Origin of the sequence: Solwaraspora sp. WMMB335 (genome assembly GCF_049179075.1) — a bacterium.
Taxonomy (GTDB): domain Bacteria; phylum Actinomycetota; class Actinomycetes; order Mycobacteriales; family Micromonosporaceae; genus Micromonospora_E.
In genome coordinates this window covers 4149493-4164840 of the sequence record NZ_JBMHMF010000001.1, presented here as the reverse complement: position 1 = coordinate 4164840, position 15348 = coordinate 4149493, and the positions used below count along the sequence as shown (strand labels likewise).

The following is a 15348-nucleotide window of genomic DNA, read 5'->3' as shown; positions in this document are numbered from 1 at the left end:
CCCGACGGTTGCACCGGCCGGAGAGCGTGGACAATCGTCACATGGCAGGCCCGGACGAGACGCTGCAGGTGCGGACCCTGCCGCTGGTGGCAGCCGCGCTGCTCGTCGAGGGTTCCGTCCACGCGCATACGTCGATCCGCGGTGACCTGGCTCCCGACCTGCACCCGGTGATCCGACGGCTCCTGCACGAGCTGCCGGTCGAGCACCGGGAACGCTTCCTCGGCTGGTGCGCCGAACCAGTGTTGCTCTCCGACCGGCTGTACGCGGCGGAGGAACAGGCCGGCCGTCCCCTCTCGACGACCGCCGCCCGGGCCGCGCTGTGGGGGGCGAAGCTGCGGCTCACGCTCGTCCGGGAGCCGGACGATCCGGCGCACGGCACCGCGGCCTCACCCTGCCGGTCGTGCCGGCACCTGCTCGACTGGTTCGGTATCGAGGTGATCGGATGATCAGCGGCGGTCGGACGGGTGACGTCGAGCGGTTCCCGCCGGCTGTCGCCGCCGTACTGTCGCGCGCCGGTTGGCATGCCGGGCGCCGCGACGACGGGCGGGCCCGGGACTGGGCGCTGCGTGTCGCCGGGCACGTCGCACCCGACGGCCGGCAACACCATGTCGTCGGGCCCGCGTTCGACGCCTACGCCGAGTACGGCGGGCTGCGGGTGGAGCCGCCGGGCAGCGGTGAGCAGATCGCGCCGAGCACGTTCCACCTCGACCCGATGCGCGCCGTGCACACCGTCGCCACCCTCGGCGGACTCGGCGCGGCGCTGCGGCAGCCGCTGAGCCCGCTGGGCGTGACGACCGACGGCCCCGGCATCCTCGCCATCGACGCGCTGGGCAGGGTGTTCGTCCTCGATCACGGCGGCGACTGGTATCTCGGCCCAGCCGCCCCGGAGGCGATCACCGCGCTGGTGCTCGGGCTGCGGCCGGCGCGGGTCGACCTGGACGGCACCTGGTGACCGACGAGACGCCCGGCGACGGCTGGCAGCCGGTGACGCCCGCCGAGGCTGGCCTGGTCGCCGCCACCGACCCGGCGAGCTATCTGGCGGCGCTGCGCAGCGGACCGCTGCTGCTGCCGGTGGGCGCCGGGACCGCCGCCGGCCGCGAGCCGTTCGCCTGGCCCACCGCCGATTCCGACGGGCAGACGCACGTCCTTGCGTTCACCTCACCGCAGGCCATCGCCGCAGCGCTGCCGGACCAGCCCGTCGCGTACGTGACCGCCGACGTGTCCGAGGTGGTATCAGGGGTCCCGGAGGACACCTGGTGGCTGGCGGTGAACCCAGGACTGCCCATCGCGGCCCGGTTCACCATCGCCGACTTGAAACGGGCGCTGCCGCCACCCGTCGGTGCCGAGACAGCCGAACAGTTGCGGTCGGCCATCGCCGGCTCGGATCCGGACGCGTTGATGTCGGCGCTGCTACGGGTGGAGTTCACCGTACCGCTGCATCCGGACGGCGGACCCGCCACCGATCTGTCCGACCCGGATTTCCGGTGGTGGTGCGTACCGGACGAGCACGGGCGACCGGCCGTGCCGGTCTTCACCTCGCCCGCGCTGCTGCGTGAGGTCCTCGGCCACCACCCGTATCTCGCGGCCGTGCGCAGTCCGCGACTTGTCGCCAACTGGCCGGATCCGGACTGGCAACTCGCCGTCGATCCGGGCACGACCCAGGCGGTGAGCCTGCCCGGCTCCTCGGTACGCGAGGTTGGACAGTGGCTGGCCGGCCTGCGCCAGGCACTCGCCGAGGATCAGGCACTCGCCGTGAATACGGCCGCAGACGTGGATACGGCCGCAGACGTGGCCGGTACGGGCATGGCCACCACCGCGATGCCCTTGGACCCCGGCGGGGAGCCTCGGCGCGACGATGACGGACCTGACCCTGACGTCCCGGTGCGGATGCAGGTCCTCGTCCCGCACCGGTACCTGCAGGCCTACGTGACGGACGGTTACGACCGGGTGGCCGGTGTGGTGCACCGCTGGTACGGACCCGGCCGGGACACCCCAGACCGACTGTACGATCGGCTGGGCCTGCTCGGGCCGGCGTCGCCGTACTCCGAGGGCGACGAATGGGTGCCGGTGGTGCGCTGGAGTCCCAGCCCGGACACCCCGGCGGAGTGGCTGGTCGCCCCCGCCCGACAGCGCTCGTTGGCGGTGCCCGACCGCGCCGAGTTACGGGTGCTGCACGCCGACGGCGGCGACGAGCTGCTGGCGTGTTTCGACGCGGAAAGCCGCCGCTGGCTGCCGCCGCCGGATGGTGGTGACCCGAACCCGGGCTGACGGATCACCGTGGGCGGTGGTCGAGCCAGCGGCGGGCGGGCGGCGTGGCGAGCAGCAGCAGCGCCGTCCCGGCGAGCCCGCCGACCACCATCGGCGTGAGCATCGTCGGCTCGTACGCCACCTTGTCCAGCAGGACCAGGACGGCCAGCGCGGCCAGCAGCAGCCCGAAGGTGAGGCCGGCCGGAACGCGCAGCACACCCGGGCCGCCCTGCCACGCGATCCACATCCCGGCAGCGGTCATCAGGGTGACCAGCAGACAGAGTCCGGCCACCGCGACGGCCAGCAGCCAGAACAGGAACATGGCGTCGCCCTGCAGCCGGGCGATCGCGGACACGAAGGCGATGCCGCCGACCAGCCAGAGCAGCGCCGCCGGCAGCATCAGCAGGACTGCCGTGACCACCGCGACCGGGCGGCGGCGCGTCGGAGATCCGGCAGCTGCGGGATCGGCCGTCGACCGTGCCATGGCGTCGTTCCTCTCGCCGGCCGGGCTTGTCTCAGCGATCAGGCGGGCGCCAGATCGAGTCGTCTGCGCCACCGGCCGCCGCCGGCGGGACCGGCGGCGTTGCCGACCGGCTGAGCCCGCCCGGCCGACCAGGCCCGACCGGTCCGTCCGCGCTGCCGAACCGGCCGACCGTCACCGGTCTGCTCCGGCTCGATCTTCGCCGTAGCGTACGGATCAGCAGCACCACGCCGGTGACAAGGGCGCCGAGAATCGCGAAGAACAGGACCATCCCGACAAGCTCGTCGGTGCCGAAATCGTCCTCCCGGCCCGGTCCCAGCGGCGGCTGGGCGAATCCGTCCGCCGGCTGCGACGCGGTCGGCCGAGGGCTGGCCCGGTCGTCCGGCTGTTCGGTCAGCGCGGCGTGGACGTCGAGGACGCCCCAGCCGTAGTCGAGGTCCTTGCCGGGCTCGCCGGCGTCCACCGAGGTCCCGACCAGCCGTTGAAACAGTTCACTCTGGTCGGCGTCGGGATAGCGCTCCATGATCAGTGCCATCGCGCCGGACACCAACGCGGTCGCGCCACTCGCCCCGGTCGCCATCTGGTACCCAGCGCCCGGCGCGGCTTGGACGAGTTCGACTCCGGGCGCCGCCAGGTGGGTCTCCTCGGCCTGTAACGCCTGTGGACTCACGCCGTTGTCGCGGTCGCTGCCGGTGACCGCTATCGTCCACTCACTGCGCGCCGGCTGGCCGATCAGTATCTCGCTCCGGTTGCCTACGCTGGCAACGACGACGACGCCTCGCTGGTAGGCGCGCTTGACAGCGTCCTCAAGGGTGTAGTGCGACGATCCGGTCAGCGAGACGTTGACGATGTCCGCGCCGTTGTCGACGGCCCAGTCGATCGCCAGGGCGATGGTCTCCGGCCGGATGATCTCGGAGCGCGGACTGGCCACGGAGACCGGCAGGATCTTGGCCTTCGGCGCTACACCGAGCACACCGGCACGGTTCCCTTCACCGTGACCGTGGCCGGCGATCAACGATGCCATCCCGGTGCCGTGCGCGCGGCGGTCGATGTGACCGTTACTGTCGCTGTCGAACAGGTCGGCTCCGGGTAGTACGTTGCCGCGCAGGTCCGGGTGGCTGGCATCGACGCCGGTGTCGACCACCGCGACGGTGATGCCGTCGCCCTGGCCGATCCGATGGACCTCGTCGAGGCGCAGTGCCGGCACATGCCAGGATCGGTCTCGTACCTCATCGGCCTGGGCCGGGCCGGCAGACAGCACGAGCGACCAGCAGAAACCGGCCGCGATGACCGCTGAGACGGCCGTCATCTGCCGGCTGGCGCGCATGGTCCGGGCACACCTTTCGTCCGAGCGGTTACCAGGAGTCTCCGTGCTGTGACCGGATGATACGCCGAGTCGACCGGCGAGCCGGGTAACCGACCGTACGGTCCTGGTCCCGGTTCGCCGACCTGTTCGCGGTCACTGTTGGTTGCCCAGCGTCCTGCCGTGCTCCTGTGGACGTTGCTCGGGCGGTGCCTCGATGGTGCCGGCCGGGGCCGGACCGACCTCCCACAACTCGTCGTCGCCGTTGCCATACTCCCAGTTGTCGGCTTGATCCTCGGCCTTGCGGGCGGGGCGTGGGGCGGCTGGCGCGGGACCGGGACCACGCCGGCCGCCGATGGTGGGCCCAGGGCCGGTGGCAGGTGCCGCGCCGCGCTGCGCCGGTGCGCTCCGGCCCGGAAGCTGCGGCCCGGTTGGTGCCACCTTGCCGGAATTTCCGGGCGCGGTCGGACCGGTCGGGCGGGGCGTGCCGGTGGCGGGGCGCCGGCCGGTGGCACCCGCCGGGCCACCGAGACGGGGCGGTGGCCCGGCCGGCCGCTGCGGACCGGTGCCCGCCGGCCGGCCCGCCCGGCTGCCGGTGCTGCCGGGAAGCTGTGGCGCGGCCGGCGGAGTGCCTCGCGGAGTCGGCCGGGCACCACCGGCCGGCGGACGCGGGCCCGATCCGCCTGGACCGACGCTGCCCGGCAGCGTCGGACGCTTGGGCGCGGGACTCCGCTTGGCCGGCGTGTTGGCCGGCGGCGGGGCGCCCGCTCCGGGCAGTGCCGGGCGCGGCGGCCCGGCCGGGCGGGTGGCCGGGTTCGGCCGGTTGGTGCCGGGAGCGAACGGCGAACCCGGGCGGTTGACGCCCGGACTGCCGGGTCGCGGTCCGGCGGGCGACCTGCCCGGCGCGACGACTGACGGGGGCGGGGCGGGTGCCGGCCCGGCGCCACCGGACGGCGTACTGGTAGCCGGTGGCGCAGCGGGCGGTGGCGCGGTGGCTGTCCCGCCGGCGAGGCTGAGCCCGTCTGGCACCGGTGGTGGCGGTGCGGGCTGACCGGCGCCGTCCGGCCTCGCCGGTGGCGCGGGCGTGGGCGGGCCGTCCAGACCGGGTACGCCGGGTCGGGGCGGAAGCCCCGGCGGAGCTCCCGGCGGTGCGCCGGGTGGTGGCGGTGCCGGCGGTGCGCCCGCGCCGATGGGTACGACGCCATCCGTGTTGGACGGCACCGCGTCGGTCGGGCCCTTGAAGGTGCTGCCCCGGGTGATGTGGCTGATGTAGACGTCGATGTACATGTCGGCCAGCGGCTTGAGCGTGTCCACCGCCTCCTGGTGGAACTCGCGCATGATGTCGTCGCGGGTCTTGGTGCCGTTGTTGCCGGTGATGCCCGGAACCCAATCGATGACGTCCACCGCTTGCAGTCCGTCCGGATCCCTGCTGCCCGGGTTCTCCACCTCGGCGAGATAGCGCTCCCGCAACGTCCGGAAGCTTTCCTGGGTGCTCTCGATCTTGCCGGCCAACTGCTCCAGCCCGCGGTAGTTGCTGTCGGCCGCGTCCCGCCACTCGTCGAGCGAGTAGAGCGTGGCACCCACCCGCCGCAGGAAGTACTCACCGGCGGGCGACTGCCACTTGGCCGCCAGCCCGTCAGCGTACCGCTGCAGGTTGGTGCGGGTGGTCTCCAGCAGTACGCCGATCCGCCGCCACATCTCGGCGACGGCGAGCACCCGTTCGTCGCTCTCGTTCTGGATCCAACCCCACATCTTCTCGATGTTGGTCTGCGGATATACCCAGTCTGTCGGGGTGTACTGCTGGTTCGGATCGGACGGGTCGTAGGTGACGTAGTCGTTGCCCGGGATCGAGACCGGGATCGAGATCGGCTGCCAGCCGTAGTAGTTGTCCGACATCCCCGCTCCTCGCTAGCTGTCCCGACCGCGACTCAATGCTCGATCGGCGGCCCGTCCAACTCCGTGTCGTGCATGTCCTCGTCGTCACCACCGATCCGGTAGGCGCCGTCGCCTTCGCCGACGGTCTCCGCCTCGTACAGCGATGTCTCGACCGACGTGGACTCCGGTGCGTACGCCGACTCCGGCGCGAGCGCCGCGCCGGGATCCTCGACCTGGTTCTCCGGGTCCTGCCACATGTCCTGCAGGGTCTCCTGACCGTCGACCGCGGTGAAGGCGTGGAAGATGTCCATGTTGTCGGCCTGGGCCAGCGCGTCGCCGCTGAGATACTCCGCGGAGATCGACTGCGCGGCCACCGCCAGCGCGCTCAGGCCCTGGGACACCTCGGCGATCAGCTGGGCGGCCGCCTTGCGGTTCTCGTCGTGCCGGCCCTGGAAGAACTTGCCCTCGGACAGGCCGGAGCCGCCGAACGGCACCGGGATGCGCAGCATGTGCATGATGCCGTTCTCCAGGCTCGGCTGGAAGTTGAGCCGGAGCTCGTCCATCACGCAGGTCGCGAAGTCGTCGAGTTGCTGGATGTCGACGTCGATGGTTTCGTTGGCCAGCCACTCGTCCGCCATGCCGTCACCCCGATCCTGTCCCGGCGCCGGAGGGTGGCGCACGGACCGTCCACGCACCCATCAGCATCTGTAAAACTATCGCGTTCCCGCAACCATTGTGAACCGAGAGTCACGCCTGCGACGGAAGATGCAGCAACTGGACCAACCTGGTGCCTTCCCGGCGGGTCACCAACCAACCCCGGCCAGGTGGCAACGGACCCGGCCGTACGTTGCCGAGCAGCACGCCCTCGTCCCGGTTGCCGGACATCACCAGGCCGGGCGTACCCAGCTCGCGCAGCCGCATCAGCAACGGCTCGTACAGCGCCCGGCTGGCGCCGCCGCTGCGCCGGACGACCACCAGGTGCAGCCCGATGTCGCGGGCCTGCGGCAGGAACTCCAGCAGCGGCAGCAGCGGGTTGCTGCTGCCACCGGCGACCAGATCGTAGTCGTCGACCAGGACGTACAGGTCGGGACCTTTCCACCAGCTGCGGGCGCGCAACTGCTCCGGGGTGACGTCCGCGGGCGGCAGCCGGTCGCGCATCACGTTCACCACCTCGGTGAGGATGCCCTGGGTGACCTGCGCCGAGGAGCCGTAACCGATCAGGTGCTCGGAGGTGACGTCGCCGAGCAGGCTGCGCCGGTAATCGACGATGATCAGCCGGGCCTGGGTCAGATCGTGCCGATCCACGACGCCGCGCGCCAACGCGCGCAGGAAGGAGCTCTTGCCCGACTCGCCGTCGCCGAACAGGAGGAAGTGCGGGTCGGCGGCGAAGTCGAGATGCACCGGCTGCAGGTCGACCTCGGCGATGCCGATCGGCAGGCCGGGCCGGCCGGTGTCCGGGATGCTCTCGTACGGCACCACAGCGGGTAGCAGCCGGACCGGTGGCGCTCCCGGGCCCGGCCAGGCCGCCGCGACGTCGGTCACGAACCGCCGGCCACCGTCGGCGAGGGTCCCGGCGTCGGCCTCGCTGTCGGCCCGGGGCAGCGCCGCCAGGAACTGCATACCGTCCGGGGTGATGCCCCGGCCGGGCACCTTCTCCGGCACGTTCATCGCCGCCCGGCGGTTCAGGTTGGAGTCGCTGGCGTCGGCCAGCCGCAGCTCCAGCCGGGTGCCGAAGACGTCCCGCACGGCCGGGCGCAGATCCATCCAGCGGGCGGCGGTGACCACCAGGTGCACCCCGAAGGACAGGCCCCGGTTGGCCATGTCGTTGATCGCCGGTTCCAGGTCCTCGAACTCGGCGCGGATGGTCGACCAGCCGTCGACGACCAGGAACACGTCCCCGAACGGATCGTCGGTGTGCCCACCGTGGCGGCGTTCCCGCCGGTAGGTGCCCATCGAGTCGATGCCGCGTTCGGCGAACCGACGTTCCCGCTGGGTCATCAGCAGTTGCAGTTCGGCGATGGTACGGCGGACCTGGCCGGAATCCAGCCGGGTGGCCACCCCGCCCACGTGCGGCAGGTCGCGCAGCGTGGTGAGCGCCCCGCTGCCCAGGTCGAGGCAGTAGATCTGCACCTCCCGTGGGGTGTGGGTCAGGGCCAGGGCGCAGACGACGGTGCGCAGCAGCGTGCTCTTGCCGCTCTGCGGGCCACCCACCACCACCGCGTGTCCGGCGGAACCGGCCAACTCCAGCCAGAGCACGTCGCGGCGCTGCTCGAACGGCTTGTCGATGACGCCGACCGCGGCGCGCAACTCGCCATGCAACGCCGGGTTGGCGGCGGTCAGCCCGCGTTGCGGGTCGGCGGCCAGCGGGGAGAGCAACTGGTCCAGTGTCATCGGGTCACCCAGCGGCGGCAGCCATACCTGATGCGCCGGCTTGCCGCGCCCGGTCAGCCGGCTGACGAGAATGTCCAGCAGGCTCTCGCCGACCGCGTCGGTCGGCTCCGGGGCGACCGGCCGCGCCTGGGTGGCCAGCCGAGGTGCCACGTACTGGGTGGTGTATTCCTGGACCCGTTCGTCGCCGTCACCGGCCGCGACGGCCTCGGCGGTCTTGCTGCGGTAGGTCCCGGACACGTACGCGGCCCGGAACCGCACCAGCGGCTCGGTGCCGAAGCGCAGGTATCCGTGCCCGGGTGAGCGGGGCAGCTCGTACGCGTCGGTGGCGCCGAGCACCACCCGGCTCTCCATCGCCGAGAAGGTTCGAAGCCCGATCCGGTACGACAGGTGGGTGTCGAGTCCGCGCAGCCGGCCCTCCTCCAGTCGCTGCGAGGCGAGCAGCAGGTGGACGCTGAGCGATCGTCCCACCCGTCCGATCTGCACGAACATGTCGATGAAGTCGGGTTTGGCGGTCAACAGCTCGGAGAACTCGTCACAGATGATCAGCAGGCTGGGCAGCGGCTCCAGCGGCGCCCCGGCCGCCCGGGCCTTCTCGTAGTCGCGTTGCGACGCGTAGTTGCCGGCGGAGCGCAGCAACTCCTGCCGGCGGACCAGCTCGCCGTTGATCGCGTCGGTCATCCGGTCGACCAACGGCAGCTCGTCGGAGAGGTTGGTGATCACCGCACTGGTGTGCGGCAGCTTGTCGAGCTTGGTGAAGGTCGCACCGCCCTTGAAGTCGATCAGTACGAAGTTCAACGTCTCCGACGAGTGGGTGGCCGCCAGCGCCAGCACCAGGGTTCGCAGCAGTTCCGACTTGCCCGAGCCGGTGGCGCCGATCAGCAGGCCGTGCGGGCCCATCCCGTCCTGCGCCGACTCCTTGAGGTCCAGTTCGACCGGCGTACCGTCCGGGGTCAGCCCGAGCGGCACCCGCAGCCGGTCCCGGTTCGGTCGCGGTGACCAGGCCCGGTCCGCGTCGAACTCGTACGGGTCCCCGAGGTTGAGCAGGTCGGCCAGGTCCTGCTCGACACTCAACGGCTGCTCGCCGCGCGAGGCCGCCGACAGCCGCAACGGCGCCATCTGCATGGCCAGTGCCTCGACCTCGGCGACCGTGCTGCCGTCGGCCGTGCCGATCTCGGCCCGGCCGTCCAGGGTCACACTGGTCATCGACCGGTCCGCACCGATCTCCAGCACCAGGCGGGCCCGGTCCAGCACCCGTGGCGGCGGCTCGGACAGGTCCAGGATGGTGACCCCCTCGACGCCGCCCTCGGTCATCAGGTGGTCGGAACCGGCCGGATCGCCGCCGTCGAGCACCACCAGCAGATGCGGGCCCGGCACCGGCGAACCGGTGCCGGACAGGTTGAACCGCGGCCGGTTGGTCAGCACGTCGTCCAGCATCGCCTCCAACCCGGTGACCGTCGGTGCCACCAGGCGCATCGCGCCCATCGCGTCGGTCTTGGCCGGATGCAGCGCGTGCGGGAGCCACTTCGTCCAGTCCCAGTGCGCCCGGCGTGGCGGCGCCGCGCAGACCGCGACCAGCAGGTCATCGGGCGCGTGGAACGCGGTCGCCTGCGCGACCACCGCCCGGGCCAGCGCGCGAATGGCCTCCGGCTCGCCGCGCAGATGCACCCGGGCGAAACCCGTGAGCGCCATGTCGACCGGCAGGTCCGGCACCCGGGCGTACGTGGTCAGGAAGCGACGCAGCGCCAGGGCGCACATCGGTTCGAGCTTTTCCAGGTCGGTCGCTGGCGGCGGCACCAGCGGCGTCGCCAGCTCCTGCGGCCCCAGACCCACCCGTACGGTGGCGAAGTCCGGGTCGCCGCGTCGACGCTCCCACAGCCGGGGACCGACCGGGACCGACCAGAGCGCCGGTGGGTCCGGGTGCCGGTAGAACGCGGCTTCGCGCTGGCGGCGTACGGTCTTGAGCACCCGGCGGCGCTGGCGGGACAGATGGCCCATGTACTCGCGCCGGCGCTGCGCCATCTCCTGCTTGCTCGGCCCGCCGGCCTGGTTGGACAGTTGCGAGGCGAGCATGCCGATCGCGGAGAGCCCGAACAACCCACCGGTGACGTAGCTCAGCGTGGTGCCGCCCCGGCCGGCGAACATCAGCGCCATGGCCACCGAGCCGGCCAGCATCGGCAGCAGCATCATCAGCTGGCCCCAGGACCGGCCGCCCGGGGGCGGCACCTCGGGCGGGGCATCGAGCAGGACCTCGCCGGACGGGTATTCCGGTTCAGGTTGCCGTGCCGGCCGTCGTACCACCACCGTGCCCACGAAACGATCCTCCCCGCCGTCACCCGCCGTGGCCACCGCCATCTGTGCCAGTGGCGGTGGCGCCGACAGCACGGGCACATGGTAGGTAGCCTTCTCGAGTCAGGACAGCCCGCGGCGTCACCGCCTGCGCTGGTCGCCCCGTGACGTCGATGAGGAGCCAGCAGTGGTCACTCAGGCCGGAACCGGACTCGCCCGGATCGCCGTCGTGGCGCCCACCCGGCGGATCGACCTGGCCTTGCCGGAGCATCTGCCGCTGGTCGGGCTGCTGCCGGCGGTGCTGCGTCACGCCGAGGAGGACCCGTCCGACGGTACGGCCGACGGCGGCTGGGCGCTGCGGCGAACCGACGGCTCGACCCTCGACCTGGCCCGTACCCTGGCCGCCCAGCACATCCGCGACGGCGAGATCCTGCACCTGGTGCCGCGCCGGACACAGTGGCCCGAACTGGCCTACGACGACCTGATGGAGGCGGTCGCGGCCGGCGCCGCCCGGCGTGGTCTGAGCTGGACGCCCGGTGCCACCCGGCTGACCGGCCTACTGACCGCTGTCGCGCTGCTGATGCTCGGACTGGTCGCGGTCACCGCCGCGGCCGGCGGCATGCCGCCGGCCGGGGTCGTCGTACTGGCCACCGCAGCGGTACTCGTCGTCGCCGGGATGGTCTTCTCCCGGGCGCTGGCGGACTCGTTGGCCGGCGCCGTGCTCGCCGCGGTGGCGCTGCCGTACGCGTTCACCGGCGGCGCGCTGCTGCTGGCCGGCGGCGCGGGCGTCACCTCGATGGGCGCCCCGCACCTGCTGGTCGGCTCGGCGGCACTGGCGCTGGCCGGGGTGCTCGGCATGCTCGCCGTCGGCGACGCCAGCCGGGTGTTCGTCGCGGCCATCTTCGCCGGGGCCGCCGGAGCGCTGGGCGCGCTGCTCGCGATCGGGCCGGTGGACGCCCCGCGGGCAGCTGCGGTGGTGGCCGCCCTGGTCACCCTGCTGCTGCCGGCGATGCCGCTGCTCGCGGTCCGGTCGGGCAAGCTGCCCATGCCGGCGTTGCCGCGCACCGCCGAGGACCTTGTCCGGGACGAGCCACAGCCCGACCGGGCGGAGATCTACCGGGCGACCGCCCGGGCGGACGAGATGCTGACCGGGCTGATCCTCGGCGCCGCCGCGGTCACCGTCGCGGCGGTGGCGGCGTTGTGTCTGTCCGGCACCGTCGGCGCGGTGCTGCTGGCCGGCGTGGTGTCTACCGGGTTCCTGCTGCGTGCCCGGCTGGTGCTGACCGTCCGGCACCGGGTTCCGCTGCTGCTGGCCGGACTCGCCGGCGTCGGTTCGCTGGTGCTGGTCGCGGCCGCGCGGTCCGGTGCCGGAGCGTGGCTGGCGGTCCTGCTGCCGGCGTTGGCGCTGGCCGCCGCGCTGGCCGTCGCGGCCGGGCTGGCATACAGCAGGCGACCGCCGTCGCCGCGGCTGGCCCGCTTCGGCGACGGCCTGGACGTGGCGGTCCAGTTGGCCGTGGTGCCGGTGTCCTGTGCGGTGCTCGGCCTCTTCGGCTTCATGCGGGCGATCAACGGCTGACCCGGCGGCGGGCCGACGCCTTTTCCGCCGTCGGTCGGCCGGACATCAGCCGGTCGGTCGCCATCAGCCGCCAGGACGGGCCGGCGGGAACGGCCCACCCCGGATCAGTGCGGTCAGCGCGGCGTCGATCCCGGCGGCCACGAACAGGTAGCCCGCCCAGTGCAGCATGAACACCCGCTGGTCGGCGTCGATGACCAACTCGGACGGCCCGTCCGAGTTGCCGCCCAGCGGGAAGACCTGGTGGTCGTATTCGTCGATGAAGACCCGTGCTTCCTCGGTGACCAGTCCGCCGCGTACCGGATGGACGAAGGTCGGGAAGCCGGCGTCCGCTTCGCCGTCGGCCCCGAACTGTGGGAACGTCAGCCCGCCGAACTCGGTGAGGGCGGTCCGCGCCGCCGGTGTCATGACCAGGCCGTCGAGCTCGGCGGCCCAGTCGGCCCGCCACCGGTCGATCATCGGGGTGACATCGCGGCCCGGGAACCACCCGGCTGTCTCCAGCACGTGCCGTACGTCCGGCGGGAACCGGCGGTCGGCGGCGCGCTCGGTCGCGTACCGCTGCGCGATCACCGCCACGGGAAGCGGTGGCCACTGCGTCATCTCACCGGTCTGCCGGTCGATCACGATGCGCGGCGGACCGCTGCTGCCCGGCGCGCCCGCCGTTGCCGCCGTACCGGGTGTCGACCCGATCGGCCAGGCCACGTAACCCTGGTCGAACTCGTGCAGACCGACATCCGGGGCGGTGCCGTGCTCACCGGCCCAGCCCCGGGCCATCGCCAGCGCCTCGTCCCGATCGATCATCGACGATCCTTCCGCAGACCGAGCGACGCCGCGCGACGCATCGTGACGCGTCGTGACGTCCGGAGCCCATGGTATGCAGGAGACCGCGTGATCCGGCGTGTGGGCCTGGCCGGCCGGTAGGATGCCGGGCATGCCGTCGCGGCGCGACCAGGTCCAGTCGTACCAGTTCTTCATGCAGCGGATGACCTCGGCGTTGGTGGTCCGGGACGCCGATCCGCCGGCGGCCCCGTTCCGTCGCCTTGGCGGCGCGGGCGTCGGCGGCTTCATGGTCGCCATTCTCTGCCTCGGCGCCGTCGGGATCTTCGGCTTCATCGTGCCGGGCGGCGCTACCGGCTGGCGCGACGGGGCATCGGTCATCCTGGAGAAGGAGACCGGCACGCGGTACCTGTACCGCGAGGGCCACCTGCACCCGGTCACCAACTACTCCTCGGCGCTGCTGGCGTTGGAGTCGTTCGCGCCGACGGTGAGCGTGTCGCGCAACTCGCTGCTGGGCACCGCACGCGGCACCCGGATCGGCATCCCGGCGGCCCCGGATTCACTGCCGGAGGCGAAGCGGATGCGCGCCGGCGTCTGGACCCTCTGCTCGCGGACGCTGCGCGATCCGGCGGGTGAGCCGACGACGTCGACGGTGCTGACCGTCGGGCAGTCGCCGGCCGGCGGCCGGACACCGGGCGACGGCGCCCTGCTGGTCCGCGATTCGGCGACCGGGACACTGCACCTGGTCTGGCACGACCGGCGTTACGAGATCAGCGACGAGTCGATCGTCCTGGAGGGTCTGACGATGCGTTCGGAGCCGGTGGTGCCGGTCGGCGGGGCCTGGCTCAACGCGTTACCGGCCGGCGAAACGATCGGCAGCCGTCCGGTGGACGGCCGGGGTGAGCCGTCGGCGGCGCTGCCGGACGGTGTCGTCGGCCGCGTCTACCTGGTGCAGGACCGCAGCGGTAGCCGGCAGTACTATCTGGCCGAACGCGACCGACTGGTGCCGATGACGGAGCTGCAGGTCGAGGTCCTGCTCGCCGATCCGCGCAGCGCGGCGGCGTACGACGGCGGGCCGGCCGAGCCCGTGCCGGTGGACGCGGCGACCGTGGTCGGTGCGCCACGGGCGGAGCAGCCGTCAGCGGGACAGCTCTCGGCACCCCGGCAGCGGCCGGACATCCTGTCGCTCTCCGGCGGACAGGCGGCGGTCTGTGCCAGCTACACCCCCGGCGAGTACCAGCCGCGACTGCTGCTCGACGCTCAGGTGCAGGCGGATGGCGCCGCGATCGGCACGGCCGCCCGCACCGTCGACGGCGTACCGCTTGCCGACCAGGTGGTGATCGAGCCTGGCTCCGGCGTACTGGTCGAGGCGATGTCGAGCCCGGACGCCCCGGCCGGCACCCTCAATCTGGTCACCGACCTGGGGATCCGGTACCCGATCGCGGATCGCGCCGTCGCCGGCATGCTGGGCTACCCACAGGTCGAGCCGGTCCGGATGCCGGCCGGTCTGGTGGTACGGCTGCCGAGCGGCCCGGCGCTGGACCCGGCAGCGGCCAAACAGCCGGCCTGATCGAGCGACGTGAGAGCTGATCAGCGGCTGCCCACGATGGACGTCTCGGGGGCAGATCGCTCACCATCAGTCGACTGGCCGGCTTCGACCTGGCGCCACTGGACGGGGCCTACTACCGTTTCATGGACAGGTGGTGCGTCGGCGCACCATGCCACCACCCGCCGAGCGGCGGGACGTCGCGACAGAGGACGGGGTGAATCAACGCCATGACCGGGATGAATACCAATACCGGGCTGATGGTACAGACCGAGAAGGACGTCGATGGCGTCGCGGATCGGTTGACCGGCAACCTGAACAGCCTGATGGATCAGCTCGCCCCCCTTTACGATCAGTGGAAGGGCGCCGGCGCCGGTTCGTTCCAGCAGGTACGCCAGCAGTTCGACGAGGACATGGCTCGGCTGAACGTGGCCCTGCGATCGATCGCCGAGGCGGTCGGCTCGGCCGGTAAGGACTACGAGGTGAGCGACGAGGAGATCAAATCGGAAATGGATTCGGCGGGAGCGAGTGCCGGCCAGATCACCGCTGCGCTCAAGCTCTGACCGAAGGGATCTCCGATGGACATTCGCTACAATTTTGCCGCGCTCAACGGTGCCGCCGACAACTGTGGTACGGCCGCGAAGAACATGATGGCCGAACTCGATGGCCTGAAGACCGGGATCCAGCCGCTGGTGGCCACCTGGGAGGGCGACGCCCAGAGCGCCTACCTGACCAGGCAGGCCGAGTGGGAGTCGGCCGCGAACGACCTGAAGGATCTGCTGACCCGGATCGAGACCGCGCTACGCGAGTCGGCTGCCCGGATGCAGGCCCGCGAAGCCGCCAACCAGGCGAAGTTCGAGTGACCGCGG

General features: G+C 72.2%; 13 protein-coding genes. 7 read left to right on the top strand and 6 right to left on the bottom strand.

The window, feature by feature from the left end; genetic code table 11:
* The first annotated feature begins 41 nt into the window (after window positions 1-41).
* The 3 genes from ACN27F_RS17830 to ACN27F_RS17820 are packed head-to-tail and all read left to right on the top strand — an operon-like array spanning window position 42 to window position 2268.
* Window positions 42-446: a YwqJ-related putative deaminase gene (locus ACN27F_RS17830; protein ID WP_421434762.1), complete on the top strand. Its 405-nt coding sequence runs from the start codon at window positions 42-44 to the stop codon at window positions 444-446.
* Window positions 443-952 (top strand): SUKH-3 domain-containing protein, encoded by a 510-nt coding sequence (locus ACN27F_RS17825; RefSeq protein ID WP_421434760.1) that lies wholly within the window; start codon window positions 443-445, stop codon window positions 950-952. The genes ACN27F_RS17830 and ACN27F_RS17825 overlap by 4 nt, the downstream gene beginning before the upstream one ends.
* Window positions 949-2268 carry an SseB family protein gene (locus ACN27F_RS17820; RefSeq protein WP_421434759.1) on the top strand — a complete coding sequence of 440 codons (1320 nt, stop codon included), beginning with the start codon at window positions 949-951 and terminating at the stop codon, window positions 2266-2268. Before ACN27F_RS17825 ends, ACN27F_RS17820 begins: the two co-directional genes overlap by 4 nt.
* A 4-nt stretch (window positions 2269-2272) precedes the next feature.
* On the opposite strand, the gene ACN27F_RS17815 is transcribed toward ACN27F_RS17820, so the two are convergent.
* The 5 genes from ACN27F_RS17815 to eccCa all read right to left on the bottom strand — a co-directional run bounded on the left by ACN27F_RS17815 (window position 2273) and on the right by eccCa (window position 10607).
* Window positions 2273-2731: a hypothetical protein gene (locus tag ACN27F_RS17815; protein ID WP_421434758.1), complete on the bottom strand. Its 459-nt coding sequence runs from the start codon at window positions 2729-2731 to the stop codon at window positions 2273-2275.
* 31 nt (window positions 2732-2762) lie between these two features.
* Window positions 2763-4055, bottom strand: a complete 1293-nt coding sequence (locus ACN27F_RS17810) for a S8 family serine peptidase (protein WP_421434756.1) — start codon at window positions 4053-4055, stop codon at window positions 2763-2765.
* A 132-nt stretch (window positions 4056-4187) separates the two neighbouring features.
* Entirely contained in the window at window positions 4188-5927 is a 1740-nt protein-coding gene (locus tag ACN27F_RS17805; protein ID WP_421434754.1) for a hypothetical protein, read from the bottom strand.
* A 32-nt stretch (window positions 5928-5959) separates the two neighbouring features.
* Complete coding sequence (locus tag ACN27F_RS17800; RefSeq protein ID WP_421434752.1) at window positions 5960-6544, bottom strand: hypothetical protein; 585 nt, start codon at window positions 6542-6544, stop codon at window positions 5960-5962.
* 109 nt (window positions 6545-6653) lie between these two features.
* Complete coding sequence (eccCa, locus tag ACN27F_RS17795; protein WP_421440278.1) at window positions 6654-10607, bottom strand: type VII secretion protein EccCa; 3954 nt, start codon at window positions 10605-10607, stop codon at window positions 6654-6656.
* A gap of 163 nt (window positions 10608-10770) precedes the next feature.
* Here eccCa and eccD point away from each other — a divergent pair, with 163 nt between their 5' ends.
* Complete coding sequence (gene eccD / locus ACN27F_RS17790; RefSeq protein WP_421434750.1) at window positions 10771-12159, top strand: type VII secretion integral membrane protein EccD; 1389 nt, start codon at window positions 10771-10773, stop codon at window positions 12157-12159.
* Between the two features lie 63 nt (window positions 12160-12222).
* Here eccD and ACN27F_RS17785 read toward each other — a convergent pair whose 3' ends face one another.
* On the bottom strand, window positions 12223-12957 hold the full coding sequence (locus ACN27F_RS17785) for an SUKH-3 domain-containing protein (protein WP_421434748.1): 735 nt from the start codon (window positions 12955-12957) through the stop codon (window positions 12223-12225).
* 130 nt (window positions 12958-13087) lie between these two features.
* On the opposite strand from ACN27F_RS17785, the gene eccB reads away from it, so the two are divergent.
* The 3 genes from eccB to ACN27F_RS17770 all read left to right on the top strand — a co-directional run bounded on the left by eccB (window position 13088) and on the right by ACN27F_RS17770 (window position 15342).
* Complete coding sequence (eccB, locus tag ACN27F_RS17780) at window positions 13088-14503, top strand: type VII secretion protein EccB (protein ID WP_421434746.1); 1416 nt, start codon at window positions 13088-13090, stop codon at window positions 14501-14503.
* Window positions 14504-14718: 215 nt separating this feature from the next.
* Window positions 14719-15042 (top strand): WXG100 family type VII secretion target, encoded by a 324-nt coding sequence (locus ACN27F_RS17775; protein WP_421440276.1) that lies wholly within the window; start codon window positions 14719-14721, stop codon window positions 15040-15042.
* Between the two features lie 15 nt (window positions 15043-15057).
* Complete coding sequence (locus tag ACN27F_RS17770) at window positions 15058-15342, top strand: WXG100 family type VII secretion target (RefSeq protein WP_421434745.1); 285 nt, start codon at window positions 15058-15060, stop codon at window positions 15340-15342.
* Window positions 15343-15348 lie beyond the last annotated feature (6 nt).